Genomic DNA, 13,527 nt, shown 5'->3' with positions numbered 1-13,527 from the left:
AGTTAGTTTGCCATTGCTGAAGCTACTTGCGATGAAACGCCACCTGCGGCTTTAATTAAATCGGCTCCTTTCTCGCCGATCATAATCGTGGGCGCGTTCGTATTGCCCCCGACCAGAGTTGGCATGATCGATGCATCAACAACCCGCAACCCCGTAACACCGCGTACCCGGAGTTCGGGATCAACAACCGCCATTGGGTCAGTTCCCATTTTGCAAGTGCCGACAGGATGATACCCCGTAACGCAAAATTCCCGGATGTAAGCAACGAGAGCTTCATCGCTAATCACCTCAGCACCGGGACTGATTTCCTCACCTCGAAACTGATCAAAGGCACTTGTATGAAATAATTTACGCATTATTTTAATCCCAGCAACTAGCTTTTGCACATCGGATTGACTTTGTAGAAAGTTGATCCGAATAATCGGTGGGTCTTTGGGGTCAGGCGAGGGCAAACTGACACTGCCAATGTTTTGAGGATGAGTCAAACTGACTGTAACAGTGAATCCCAAACCAGAGAGGGTTTCGCCAGGAGATATCCACAAAATGGGACCGAAGAAAAACTGTAAATCTGGCGTGGCATCCAGATTACCTTCGGTATGCAAAAATAATCCGGCTTCAGCGTTACCATTACTGCTAATTACCGGGTCTAACCCAGCAATTACCTCATGTGCCACAGGACTGGTAATTATCTGGTGTGCCACAGGAACGAGAGAGTGGTCTTGGAGGTTTTGACCGACACCTGGCAAATCAACGACGACAGGAATCCCCATTGCTTGCAGTTGTTCTGCATCACCAATGCCGGAAAGCATCAGCAGCTTGGGCGAATCGAATGTACCAGCACTTAAAATCACTTCTTTGTTAACCCTGGCTTGGTGCAGCGTTCCCTCGTGCATATATTCCACCCCAACGGTGCGGGTTCCCTCAAACAATAACCGAGTCACTAACGCTCCTGTTGTTATTGTTAAATTAGGACGCTTGAGAATTGGCATCAGGAATGCAGCAGCAGCACTGTGACGTTTACCATCCTTGACCGTCAACTGATAAATTCCCGCACCTGATTGCTGTATTCCATTGAAATCAGGATTGTGGTTATATCCGATTGCCACGGCTGCTTCTACAAATCGTTGGGATGCCACAGTCGGGGGTTGAATATCGGTGACGCTCAACTCACCATCAACCCCGTGGTATGCGTCGGCACCGCGTTGCTGGTTCTCAGATTTCTTGAAATAGGGCAATACATCTTGGTAACTCCAACCAGGATTTCCCAATGACTGCCAGTGGTCATAATCGTGATGATTCCCCCGGATATAAATCATAGAATTAATCGAACTGCTGCCACCCAAGACTTTGCCACGGGGACAAAAGATTTTGCGGTTATTCAGGTATGGTTCTGGTTCAGAGAAATATTTCCAGTCCAGTTCCGAGCGAGGTAGGTTGGGGGATGACAACGGGATTTGAATCTCAGGTTTAGTATCTGGATTGCCAGCTTCGAGTAATAACACCGTTGTTTCACTATCTTGTGTCATCCGGTTGGCTACAACGCAGCCTGCCGAACCCGCACCAATCACAATATAGTCATATTGAGTCATGACATCCTCGCTTCTAAATTCAACTACTTTAAAAACTGTAACTTGAAGACTAGTTAAAGCTTAAAGTTTACGAATCTGACTGTTGCATTACGACCAACAGAAAGATTTATGCTGAATCAAACAAGTTTAGCTTCGTTTTCTTGCCTTTAAAATATTCCCAAAACAGTTCGTTTATATGAGATTTATGTTCCTCAGTCTCTACCTGCATAATTTCAAGCAAACTTTATGCCTCCGCTAAGTAATTAAATAAGAATCGGTATAAAGAGATTTTACTTATAAAAATATATGTACTAATTAAAACTCAATATCGAGATCATACTCAAGGGCGAGGGACATTATACATCATAAATTTATGTTGCAAATAGTACGACCTATAGCTAGCGTAAAGTGGACAATTTGACAATCTTTAATACTCAAACTACTTGGCGTATAGTCATAATCTGTCCGCACGCAACACACTTGATATATGGTTCGAGAACTCGAAAGAAAACGCCAGAGTGCAAAGTTTCCCGAAACTGCACCGGCTGCTAATCCCGTATTTTTTAGAACCTATAGCCGCCGCACAAAGGCAGGACTAAGGGAAACATGGGATGAGGTGTGCGATCGCACTCTACTCGGCTTAGTCGAGTTGGGCAAGCTAACTCAAGAAGAAGCTGTCATACTCAATAAGATGCAGCGCAACTTGAAAGCTATGCCCAGTGGGCGCTGGCTATGGGTTGGTGGTACAGACTGGATAACCAAACCAAAGAATTTTTCTGGGGCTTATAATTGCACCTCTACCAATCTCGAAGACTGGAGTGCCTTTGGCTTAATGATGGATTTGGCAATGATGGGCTGTGGCACTGGAGCAGTCCTAGAACCACAATTTATTAACCAGTTGCCCCCCATCCGTAATCAACTGAATGTCACTGTACAAGGCGAAATTGGCAGCACTCCTGTCCAACAGCGACGTGAATATACTGAAACACATATAGAAGGCAATAGCGTCACTATTCACGTTGGAGATAGTCGTGAAGGTTGGGTTGAATCATATCAAGCCCTATTAGAACTTTCCACTGATGAACAATTTTCAGCAGAAGTTGAAGTATTAGTTGATATCAGCGATGTCCGCTCATCAGGAGAAACTCTCAACGGCTTTGGAGGAGTTGCTAATCCTGTAAAATTGCCCGGACTTTATCAGTGTTGTGCTTCTATCCTGAGTAAAGCTGTAGGACGGCAATTAAATTCAGTTGAATGCTGTCTGTTAATAGATCAAGGTGCTGTAACAATTGTTGCAGGTAATATCCGAAGAAGCGCGGGAATGCGTCAGTTTGATTCTGGCGATCAACAAGGAGCCAGCGCCAAAGATAATTTATGGCAGCAAGATGAAAATGGCAACTGGCGAATCGATCCAGAGCGCGATGCACTCAGGATGGCAAACCATACCAGAGTTTTTCACCGCAAGCCAACCTTAGAAGAATGTCTTAATGCTGTCCGCAAACAGTATTATAGTGGCGAGGGAGCGATTCAATGGGCTGGTGAAGCCGTAGCGCGATCGAATATTGATTTGCTACCAACACAGGCTCTGAAAGTTGAGTTCTTAGAAGCTTATGAACAAGGAACAGCAAAACAGTGGTTAGAAGAACACCATTCCAATCTGGATGCTAATGAGCTAGAACATCGTTTAGCTCGCTATGGGCTAAATCCGTGTGGTAAGTGATTTTGCCTCACGTTAAAAACCTCGCAAAAACGGGGAAAGCTGAGATGCTAATCCCGTGGTAATCAAAGGAACTAAAAAGCCTTTGACACCGTACAGCGTAGAGAGTGAAACTAGATTACATCAAAAATTTTGTCTAGAATATAATCTCTCCAAGAGTGCGGGGGCGGATGTGAAAAACACTTTTATTATCTGAATTCACATCTGCAAAAGGTACGCGGAGCTACTGCGAATAATCAAGCAGTAGAACTAGGGGATAAAAAGCCTCTAGGGTAACAAAGAAAGGAAATCATCGGCAGTAATTTCCACTGTAATTTGTCAGAGGTTCACCTTAATCAAATCGATCCATATAACTACAAAGAACAAGAAGAAGCTTTCACAGCTGGGGCGCTATCTGTAGCAGCACTTTTAAATCACAAATTCCTGGAACCACGCTATCAATACAGCCGTGAATTAGACCCGATTGTAGGAGTTTCTTTTACAGGTTTATTTGATTTCTTTGTTCATGCGTTTGGTGTTGATTGGCTGCGCTGGTGGTCAGAAGGAAGACCTGCAACTCCACAAGGGTTAGCTTTCAAGCGTGAGGAAGAAAAATATCTAAGCTTTTGGAAAGATATTGTACATCGGGTGGTTTGGGATTACTGCGATCGCCACAATTTCAAACGTCCAAATCGTTGTACTACAGTCCAACCAAGTGGCACTAAAGCTTTATTAACTAATGCTAGTTCAGGATGGCATCCCCCGAAAGCGCAAAGATTTATTCGCCGCATCACCTTCGGCAAAAATGACCCAGTAGCCTTAGCTTGTATTGACTATGGTTATAACGTCATTCCCTCTCAATCAGACAAAGATGAACAGGGCAATTTACTCAACGATCCCTTTGATTCACGGGTGAGTGAATGGTTAGTAGAAATTCCTGTTTCTGTATCTTGGGCTGATTTACCAGGGGCTGATGAAATTGATGTTTCTAAGTTTTCAGTCTTAGCCCAATTTGATTTTGTCCTCCAGGTTCAACGTTGGTATGTGACTCACAACACATCAGCAACTTTAGAACTTCGCTCTGATGAAATCGAACCTTTAGGACAGCGCATCTACGAAACTATCCAGAATGATGAGGGATATATTTCAGCAGCCCTTTTAGCTCGTTTTGACGATTTGCAATCATTCCCACGTTTGCCATTTGAACCGATAGATAAACCAACCTACGACCGCTTGAATCAAGAGGTGAAAGCACGGCGCAAAACAGATGATTTTTGTGCAGTCTTAAGCCGCTACGATTTAGGCGAAATGGCAGAGGCTGGCCCTAGTGGTTGTGACTCTGATAAGTGTATGTTTCCTGATCAGCAACCAAGCTCATAAGGTAAAATGACTATCAATTTAGAGTAGTCACTATTTATCTATTACAATAAACAGCAGTGGTTTAACTTCAGATTAAACTACTGCTTTTTAATTATCTATTTTCCCCTCCTTATAGCATTTCTTTGTGCTGACTTTTCACGTTATGTGGAAAAGCCACGAAACACCTAACCCCCTAACCCCCTTCCCGACGCGGGAAGGGGGAAAATTCAAAGTCTCTCTCCTCTTAGGAGAGAGATTTAGAGAGAGGTTTTCCAGATTCCGTAAAAAGTCAGTTCTTTGTGAGGCTGCACCAAACCCTTTTAACTTCTTTCTTTCTTTGCGTCCTACCCTTCTCCTTCGGAGACGCTACGCGAACGGGAAGCCACTTCTCTTCGAGACGCTCCGCGAACGTGTCTATGCGTCCTACCCTGCGGGAAGCCGCTTTGCGTCTATGCGGTTCGTTTTTCTTACTTCCTTCTTCTACTTAAATATGGTTTAGCGCATCTTCATACAGAATTGCTACCAGTAATTATTTTCGTATAGAAAAGCAGCACAAAATTTCTCTACACTATAATCTTTGGCAAAAGGAGTCTGCCAATGAAAGCTTACGAAATTCAAAGCAACGCCGGAATTGATGCCCTCGCATTAGTTGATCGCCCTGAACCAAAACCAACTGCAAGACAAGTTCTCATTCAAGTCAAAGCAACATCTCTAAATTACCGCGATCTGCTTGTCATTGAAGGAGCTTATGGTTCTGGACAAAAATATCCCTTAATTCCCCTGTCTGACGGTGCGGGGGAAGTCGTGGCGGTAGGGGAAGGTGTGACACGGGTTAAAATAGGCGATCGCGTCGCTGGTATTTTCTTTCAAGACTGGATTTATGGCTCTTTAACCAAAGAGAAAATGAAATCCGATTTAGGAGGCGGTATCAATGGAATGCTAGCTGAGTATGTTGTATTACACCAAGATGGTTTAGTAATATTACCTGACCAACTATCCTACATTGAAGGCGCAACCTTACCCTGTGCAGCCGTTACAGCTTGGCATGGACTGGTGACAAAAGGTAATATTCGCGCAGGTGATAGTATTTTATTACTCGGTACAGGAGGAGTTTCGATTTTTGCTCTCCAGTTCGCCAAAATACATGGTGCTAGAGCGATTATTACTTCTAGCAGTGATGAGAAATTGACACGAGCTAAACAGCTTGGTGCTGACGAAACAATCAACTATAAAACAACACCAAATTGGGAAAAGCAAGTTTACCAATTGACTAATCGCACGGGTGTAGATCATGTAGTTGAGGTAGGCGGTGCAGGTACTCTGCCAAAATCACTACAAGCAGTCCGCATTGGGGGACGTATTAGCTTGATTGGCGTATTATCAGGTAGAGGAAGTGAGATTGACCCCATGCCAATACTTTTTAAGAGTTTAACAGTTCAGGGAATTTATGTTGGCAGTCGGGAAATGTTTGAGGCGATGAATCAGGCGATGCAACAGCATCAAATCAAACCGATTATTGATCGAGTTTTCCCATTCACTGAAGCACGAGAAGCTTACCATTATCTCAAAAGTGCGGCTCACTTCGGTAAAGTCGTAATTCGTAATTAGTTAATTATAGCTTTTCCTAATAAAATGAGATACATTAGAGGAAGCTCTCGAAGAGCGGGGAGGGGGTTGTGGTTCTGTACTTACTCAACTGAGAACCGCTATATGCGATCGCAACTCTAATTATAGTGAAATTAAGCAATTCCAATTGTTAGGATTATTTATCTTTGAGCCGACATTACTGATTTCCTACTTACTATTAACTTTGCTAAAGCCAGGATTTAACAGCGCAAAAATAGGTTTTTATTGTGGTATCTACTTCCTATTTTGCTATGCAATTTGTATTATTTTGCTCTCAATTTTTAGATAGATGCTTTAGCCGACTATACCAATTTTTTTGATTTACATTAAAATTTAGAATTTATTTGCTACTATAAATCATTAATTTAATTATGTTAAATTATATATAATAATAAAAAACTAATCTTTTATTAAAAATTTGTAGGAAATACACCTTTTGACATATAGGATTCAAATTATTGATTTTTCTCCTTATGCCTGGAGTTGCCTTTTCTAGAGACGGCTACATTCAGGAAAATCCCAATGTCATTAGACAAAAATGCCCTTGAGCAACCAGCAAATAAGTTGCTTGCAGCTCTGCCAGCCAGTGATTATCAGCGTCTTGTTCCCCACCTGAAGCTGGTTCCACTATCAAATCGGCAAGTCCTTTACCAAACAGGCGAACCGATTACACAGGTCTATTTTCCTAATAAAGCAGTGGTTTCTATAGTTACCACTATGAAAGATGGCTCGACAGTGGAAGTTGGTTTAGTGAGTAATGAAGGTATGGTGGGTATGCCCGTAATTTTAGGAGACACCACCACAATCACAAATGCTGTTGTGCAGATTCCAGACACTGCCATGCAAATCGATGCAGCTATACTCAGAAGCGAGTTCAATCGGGGTGCAGTGCTTCAAAGCTTGCTGCTGTGCTATATGCAAGGTGTATACACTCAAATAGTACAAGAATCTGCCTGCAACCGTCTTCATCAGCTAGAGGAGCGGCTGGCTCGTTGGCTGCTGACAGTTTCTGACCGTCTAGAATCAAACGAATTTCCGCTTACCCAAGAATTTATCTCACAGATACTAGGTGTACATAGCGCTGGTGTCAGCGAAGCAGTTAGCACCCTGAGGCAAGCTGGAATGATCGCCTACCACCGTGGTCAGATTCAGATCCGGAATCGAGAGGCTTTAGAAAAAACCTCCTGTGAATGTTATCAGATTCTAAAAGATGAATTTGTTCGTTTATTGGGCAATAAGCCCAATAAACGGCGAAAATAATTGTTTTTAAGCTTCTATGTGCGAAAGCGCACAGACTTAAACAAGTGTGTTCATTTAAGCTTTTTTAGATTGTCCGCTAAGCTTTTTTAGATTGTCCCCGTGTTTCTTTAGCGAATACACCTTTTGTCATTAGGATTTGATCCTTAAATCCTTTCCTTGTGCCCTGAGTTGGCTTTTCTAAGGTCACCTAGTTTAAAGAGAGTGGCTTCTAATGTCATTAGATAAAAATATTTTTCAGCAGCCATCAAATAAGCTGCTTGCAGCTTTGCCAGCTAGTGAGTATCAGCGTCTTGTCCCCCATCTAAAACTAGTTTCGCTCGAACTTCACCAAATCCTTTACGAAGCAGGCGAACCGATCGCACAAGTATATTTTCCTGAGAAGTCAATGGTTTCTATAGTTACCATTATGGAAGATGGCTCAACGGCGGAAGTTGGGATAGTGAGCAGTGAAGGCATGGTTGGTATCCCGGTAATTTTAGGAAACAGGATCACAACCACAACATCATTTGTGCAGGTTTCGGGCGCTGCTATGCAGATGAATGCAGATGTACTTAGAGCCGAGTTCAATCGGGGCGGAGCTATTCAAAACCTGTTGCTGTGCTACGTACAAGCTATATACTCGGAACTGGCGCAAGCAGCTGCCTGCAACCGTCTGCATACACTGGACGAACGGCTGGCTCGCTGGTTACTGACAGTCTCTGATCGTGTGGAATCAGAAGATTTTTTGCTCACGCAAGAATTTATCTCCCAGATGCTAGGTGTACGTCGTTCTGGCGTTACAGTTGCGGCTAGCACTCTCAGCCAAGCCGGAATGATCAGTTACAAACGTGGTCATATTACCATCCTGAACAGAGAAGATTTGGAAGCAACTTCCTGCGAGTGTTATCGAGTCATACAAAATGAATTTGCTCGCTTACTGGGCATGAAGCCCAGTAAGCGAGCCAAAAATTTTTTTTGAGTTATGTGTGCGAAACCGAACAGACTCGCAAAAGTAATTTGATTTAAAGTATTTTGAGCAAATTTATCTATCTTTTTTAATGTTCAGTGAGGGAAAACACTTTTAAGCCGCAAGTCAATAAGTTACTCGCGGCTTTGTCAACTAATGATTATCAGCGTCTTGTTCCACACCTGAAGTTGGTTTCGCTTTCGACTCGGCAAGTCATTTACGAACCAAAAGAACCGATCGCACACGTCTATTTTCCCCAACATGGAGTAGTTTCTTTAGTCGCTAATATGAAAGATGGCTCGATGATGGAAGTCGGGATAGTGAGCAATGAAGGCATGATCGGTATCCCAATAATTTTAGGAAGCAAAACAACAACCACAAAAGCGTTTGTGCAGGTTTCAGGTACTGCTATGCAGATGGATGCAGATGTACTTAAAACCGAGTTCAATCAGGGTGGAGCTATTCAAAACCTGCTGCTGCGCTATGTACAAGCTGCATACACTGAATTGGCGCAAGGATGTGCCTGCAACCGTTTTCATACCGTAGAGCAGCGGCTGGCTCGTTGGCTACTGACAGTCTCTGACCGCTTGCAATCAGAGGATTTTCCACTCACACAAGAATTTATCGCCCAGATGCTAGGTGTACGGCGCTCCGGTGTGACAGTGGCGGCTAATAACCTGAGCAAAACCGGAATGATTCGCTACCAGCGTGGTCATATTAGCATCCTCAACCGAGAGGATTTGTCAGCAACTTCCTGCGAGTGTTATCGGGTGATCCAAAACGAATTTGCTCGGTTGCTGGACAATCAGCCAAGGTGCGATCGCTAGTGAATAATTATAAGTTAACTATGTCTGAAACCGGACAGACACTTGGCAGTTAGTTTCATTAAGATTTAGTAAAGTATGGATCAAATCGCATTTACAAATACATGCGATTGGATGCATTGCATTTGCTAATCAAAGTGTTCCAACTACACGATGGTGAGAATAATGTCTAATCAGTCGATGTCTTTTAAAGGTCTGCGATTGCTCGTTGTGGATGACGATCCTGATACGAGAACCTTACTTACCTTTCTATTTGAAATAGACGGAGCAGAGATTATTACAGCTGCTTCGGCAGGTGATGCTTTAGAAATAATGTCATTTTTTAAACCAGACATCCTGATTAGTGACATTTATTTACCAGATGAGAACGGCTACTCACTGCTCACGAAGGTCAGAAATTTAGAAGCAAAGCGAGGGAGAAAGATTCCAGCTATTGCTATGACAGCATCTGCTTTAGACGAAGACCGTAATCGTGCCTTATTAGCAGGTTATGATATATTCCGATGCAAGCCGATAGATTTAGACGAATTAGCTTCTACGGTTGCTAGTTTAGCTAGACTCGAACAATACGCTTGAAATATTTGGATGCATAAAAGAGGAGCTAGTAAGTAAGAAAGTTTTAACTAAATTTTATTTATTTTAAAAATGCGATGTCTACTACGGATTATGCCAACGCCTAGTACCGCAAGGCGGAAGTCAAAAAAAGTCAAAAGTCACCCATGCTTGAGTTTTGGGCTTTCTAGCTGTAATGAAATGGTAGGTTTATTTCCGCCGACCTGTGGGGTAAACAATTTCGTAGTAAGGACTTTAGTCCTTGTTTTCTAAGCACGCTTTGTGCTTACTACAAACTTTTCATTACTAGCTTGACAGACTACTAGTGATTTTTCTTATAAATCAGCGCGTTAGCGTAGCCCGTCGTAGACATCGCATTTTCTTAGGAATCTTTTAATTGATTTCAACGTGAATTCGACAGCTTATATAGTGTCCGCTTAATTAGCTCAATCAAAAACACCTCTAAGAGATTTTACTACGCAAAATCTTTCCTCTCCGACGTGCGAGAGGGACAGCTTTGAACTTTAGTTCAAGGCGGGAAGAGGTTTGTCGAACTCACGTTAATTTTATTCTTTCTTAATTGCACTACCAGCAAAAACTTTTGAAAATACAAGGATATAAAATATACTAAGAGTAAATACAGAGAAAACTGAAATAGTTCTCTGTGACTACTCATTTTTTCATATAAAGGCGTGCATTATGGAATATCTTGCTTATTCTCAGATGTTTATTGCTCAAGAAGAGGCATCTCGAAACACCAAATATAATCCGTCTAAATCTCAATTAGATAGCAAAAAACCTCTTACATCTTCTGATATAGTTATTACTAAAGAAGAGACATCTGGAATCACCAAAGCTAAATTCAATTGGAAAAAACTTATTAAATCTTCAGCTTGGTTAGCTTTAGCTGGTGTTGGTGTATTACTTATTGCTGCTGCCCAAATTCAAATTAGTTCGGCTGCATTTGTCAGAACTAACGGCAGTTGTTTGCGTATCCGTACAGGCCCAAGCACCAACTACTCCTATGTGGATTGTGTACCAAATGGAGCAACACTTCCAGCCATTGAAAGGTATGAAAATGGTTTTGCTAGGCTTTCTACAGGTAGATACGTTTTTGCTCGATGGGTTGGTGATAGACCTAACTATGCTCCTGTGATTAGACCTGGTGGTGTTGGCGGTTCAGTCATTCTTACCCGTGGTTCTAGAGGTCTGCTTGTAAGAGACGTTCAAACAGCTTTAGGTAATCTCAGAGTTGATGGAATTTACGGTCAAGAAACTGTTAGCCGAGTCCGAAGCTTTCAGGCAAGTAAAGGTTTACTTGTAGATGGTACGGTGGGGCCAGAAACTAGATTAGCTTTGGGTATTTAGCCATAAGCAACTTTTTGAAAATCTCCTTTCCAGGTAGAGGTGTACATCTGTACGCCCCTACTGAAAAAAATGCAAAACCGGGAGAAAAGCCGATTTTATGCACCCTAAAAAACAGGAATTTTGCATTTTGTTTAATCTAACTTTCTAAGTTGATGTTTCTGATGAAAGACCCAGGTAATTTTGTACAATCTGCAAAATGCGCTCTGCTGCATGACCATCCCCAAAGGGATTAATTGCATTTGCCATTGCTTCATAAGCATCTGGATCGCTAAGTAACTCAGCAGCATTTGCAAAAATGTTCTCACTTGTAGTGCCTACAAGTTTGGCTGTACCGGCTGCAACAGCCTCTGGTCTTTCGGTGGTATCTCTTAAAACCAATACTGGTTTTCCCAAGCTGGGGGCTTCTTCTTGCAAACCACCAGAGTCAGTGAGCAAAAGATGCGATCGCCCAATTGCACCCACCAATTCACCATAATCTAGAGGATCTGTCAAGAAAATTCGGGGATGATTCCCTAAAAGTTCTTGTAACGGAACTCGCACTGTGGGATTGCGGTGTAATGGTAAGAGCATTGCTGTATCAGGAAACTTGTCTAAGATTTGTAGAAAGCCTTGAGCGATCGCTAACAGAGGTTCTCCCCAATTCTCCCGACGATGAACTGTTGCTAACAGAACGCGGTATGAATCCCAGTCTAAGCCTGGTACATTACAAACTGCTTGGGTTGCAGCTACATTCAACAGCGCATCAATTACCGTGTTACCCGTCATGTGAATTTCACCCAAAACACCAGAACGGTGCAAATTTTCCACAGCCCAAGGAGTCGGTGCAAAGTGCAACTGAGTAATTTGAGAAATCAACCGTCGATTAGCTTCTTCTGGGTAAGGATTTAAGATATCATCAGTTCTTAAACCTGCTTCTACATGACCGATAGGGATTTTTTGATAAAAAGCTGCCAAAGCTGCGGCAAAAGCTGTAGTAGTGTCTCCCTGCACCACTATTAAATCTGGTTTTTTCTCGTTAAATAATGCTTCTAACCCTTGTAAACTACGGCAGGTAATATCATTTAGAGATTGCTGAACCTGCATAATTTCCAAGTCATAATCTGCCTTAATGTTGAACAGCTGCATAACTTGCTCAACCATCTCTCGATGCTGTCCAGTTAGAATTACTTGTGACTCAAAACTTGAAGACTTTTGGAAAACCTGAATCACAGGAGCTAGTTTAATCGCTTCTGGACGAGTACCCAAAATAATGCAAACACGTTTTTGATTAGTCATTAGTCATTAGTCATCTGTCATTTGCCAATGGTTATAATCAATGGTCTATGGTCAATAGTCAATAGTTAGCGATCCAATCATCACACAAACTATAAATATAACTAAGTCGGCGTAAATAATTATCGTTGGGATAAAGCAGGGGAAAAAAGGGTTTGAGCCTTCTTTACTTTTCTTCACACAGTTTACTTTTATTGTGCCGATTTACTTAAAAGGATAAATCACACAATAAGCATGAAAAAACCCGGCTGAATCGGGTAGATGCACTGTTTATCAAATTTATCTGTAATGACTATACTTTGATCTCACAAGTAAAATCACAAACAGCATGAAAAAACCCGGCTTAACCGGGCAGACGCACTGTTTGTCGTATTCACCTGTAATGACTAGATTTTAATCTCACAAGTTAAAGGGCAAGCAGCGTAAACAGTAGTCTGCATTTCGTCTGCCTCTCCATGCAGCCAGCTTAACCATTTAATTTCACTTGGATGAACTCCTTTAAGAGTTAGTACACCCGCAGCCAAGACAACTGCCATGACATTAAACATGATTAAAGCGCCTGCTACAAGCAAAACAGCACTAACAGGCATTACAGATTGTAAGATGATCGATAACAGACATCCGACCGTAGCCATCAAGACAACTAGTGGAAAACCGACAACCAACAAACATACTGCTAATGTAAAAGTCCATATTAAAAAGCTTTTAATCATCAACAAGGAGTAGGTCTTTCCTTGATTAGAGCTTTGAGCAGAAACCATGACTTTTCCTCCCAAAAATACACAACGAATTTTAATTTTCAGTCATATCTCGCTTTTGGCGAGTAAACTGATTTTGTTTCTCTACGTGAAATTCAGTATATAAAAACTAATTAGGAAAATGAGCATTTGTTTACTAAAGTTTACAGTTAATTTTTTGTAATTATGAATTAAAAGTCAACTATATCTATGTCAAACAACTTGTTTTATGCATCTGCCTTCAGATATATAAACTAAAAGGTATGAGCTTTTAACCTTGATCCCCAGCATATCACTCCTATTTTACTTAACATTTCTT

Annotated in this window: 9 protein-coding genes and 2 pseudogenes; 8 read left to right on the top strand and 3 right to left on the bottom strand. The window is 41.9% G+C overall.

Annotation, left to right across the window (positions count from 1 at the left end):
* Positions 1-2 precede the first annotated feature (2 nt).
* A complete protein-coding gene (locus ACFFAP_RS05100; protein ID WP_375510206.1) occupies positions 3-1,589 on the bottom strand; it encodes a GMC family oxidoreductase in 1,587 nt (528 codons plus the stop codon).
* Positions 1,590-2,055: 466 nt separating this feature from the next.
* Here ACFFAP_RS05100 and nrdJ (ACFFAP_RS05095) point away from each other — a divergent pair.
* From nrdJ (ACFFAP_RS05095) to ACFFAP_RS05060, 8 genes and pseudogenes are all read left to right on the top strand, one after another.
* Positions 2,056-3,285 (top strand): annotated as a pseudogene (nrdJ, locus tag ACFFAP_RS05095) (ribonucleoside-triphosphate reductase, adenosylcobalamin-dependent); the annotation flags it as partial.
* Positions 3,286-3,570: 285 nt separating this feature from the next.
* Positions 3,571-4,644 (top strand): annotated as a pseudogene (nrdJ, locus tag ACFFAP_RS05090) (ribonucleoside-triphosphate reductase, adenosylcobalamin-dependent); the annotation flags it as partial.
* A gap of 576 nt (positions 4,645-5,220) precedes the next feature.
* A complete protein-coding gene (locus ACFFAP_RS05085; protein WP_375510205.1) occupies positions 5,221-6,231 on the top strand; it encodes an NAD(P)-dependent alcohol dehydrogenase in 1,011 nt (336 codons plus the stop codon).
* Positions 6,232-6,771: 540 nt separating this feature from the next.
* Positions 6,772-7,509: a Crp/Fnr family transcriptional regulator gene (locus ACFFAP_RS05080; RefSeq protein WP_375510204.1), complete on the top strand. Its 738-nt coding sequence runs from the start codon at positions 6,772-6,774 to the stop codon at positions 7,507-7,509.
* A gap of 211 nt (positions 7,510-7,720) precedes the next feature.
* Positions 7,721-8,467, top strand: a complete 747-nt coding sequence (locus ACFFAP_RS05075) for a Crp/Fnr family transcriptional regulator (protein WP_375510203.1) — start codon at positions 7,721-7,723, stop codon at positions 8,465-8,467.
* Positions 8,468-8,601: 134 nt separating this feature from the next.
* A complete protein-coding gene (locus ACFFAP_RS05070; protein ID WP_375510202.1) occupies positions 8,602-9,282 on the top strand; it encodes a Crp/Fnr family transcriptional regulator in 681 nt (226 codons plus the stop codon).
* Between the two features lie 162 nt (positions 9,283-9,444).
* The gene (locus tag ACFFAP_RS05065; RefSeq protein ID WP_375510201.1) at positions 9,445-9,855 is read left to right on the top strand and encodes a response regulator; all 411 of its coding nucleotides are present in this window, start codon (positions 9,445-9,447) and stop codon (positions 9,853-9,855) included.
* Between the two features lie 675 nt (positions 9,856-10,530).
* A complete protein-coding gene (locus tag ACFFAP_RS05060) occupies positions 10,531-11,199 on the top strand; it encodes a peptidoglycan-binding protein (protein ID WP_375510200.1) in 669 nt (222 codons plus the stop codon).
* Positions 11,200-11,343: 144 nt separating this feature from the next.
* Here ACFFAP_RS05060 and wecB read toward each other — a convergent pair whose 3' ends face one another.
* Both wecB and ACFFAP_RS05050 read right to left on the bottom strand, forming a co-directional pair.
* The gene (gene wecB / locus ACFFAP_RS05055; RefSeq protein WP_375510199.1) at positions 11,344-12,474 is read right to left on the bottom strand and encodes a non-hydrolyzing UDP-N-acetylglucosamine 2-epimerase; all 1,131 of its coding nucleotides are present in this window, start codon (positions 12,472-12,474) and stop codon (positions 11,344-11,346) included.
* Positions 12,475-12,857: 383 nt separating this feature from the next.
* On the bottom strand, positions 12,858-13,232 hold the full coding sequence (locus tag ACFFAP_RS05050) for a hypothetical protein (RefSeq protein ID WP_375510198.1): 375 nt from the start codon (positions 13,230-13,232) through the stop codon (positions 12,858-12,860).
* Between the last annotated feature and the right edge of the window lie 295 nt (positions 13,233-13,527).

It is taken from the genome of uncultured Nostoc sp. (genome assembly GCF_964245575.1).
In the GTDB taxonomy this organism is placed as follows: Bacteria; Cyanobacteriota; Cyanobacteriia; order Cyanobacteriales; family Nostocaceae; genus Nostoc.
This window is presented reverse-complemented; position numbering and strand designations above follow the sequence as displayed.

What these genes read in the sequence shown, in the direction of transcription:
- ACFFAP_RS05075 (WP_375510203.1), top strand. Translation starts at nt 7,721, where the DNA reads ATGTCATTAGATAAAAATATTTTTCAGCAGCCATCAAATAAGCTGCTT.
- wecB (WP_375510199.1), bottom strand. Translation starts at nt 12,474, where the DNA reads ATGACTAATCAAAAACGTGTTTGCATTATTTTGGGTACTCGTCCAGAA.
- ACFFAP_RS05060 (WP_375510200.1), top strand. Translation starts at nt 10,531, where the DNA reads ATGGAATATCTTGCTTATTCTCAGATGTTTATTGCTCAAGAAGAGGCA.
- ACFFAP_RS05100 (WP_375510206.1), bottom strand. Translation starts at nt 1,589, where the DNA reads ATGACTCAATATGACTATATTGTGATTGGTGCGGGTTCGGCAGGCTGC.
- ACFFAP_RS05050 (WP_375510198.1), bottom strand. Translation starts at nt 13,232, where the DNA reads ATGGTTTCTGCTCAAAGCTCTAATCAAGGAAAGACCTACTCCTTGTTG.
- ACFFAP_RS05085 (WP_375510205.1), top strand. Translation starts at nt 5,221, where the DNA reads ATGAAAGCTTACGAAATTCAAAGCAACGCCGGAATTGATGCCCTCGCA.
- ACFFAP_RS05080 (WP_375510204.1), top strand. Translation starts at nt 6,772, where the DNA reads ATGTCATTAGACAAAAATGCCCTTGAGCAACCAGCAAATAAGTTGCTT.
- ACFFAP_RS05065 (WP_375510201.1), top strand. Translation starts at nt 9,445, where the DNA reads ATGTCTAATCAGTCGATGTCTTTTAAAGGTCTGCGATTGCTCGTTGTG.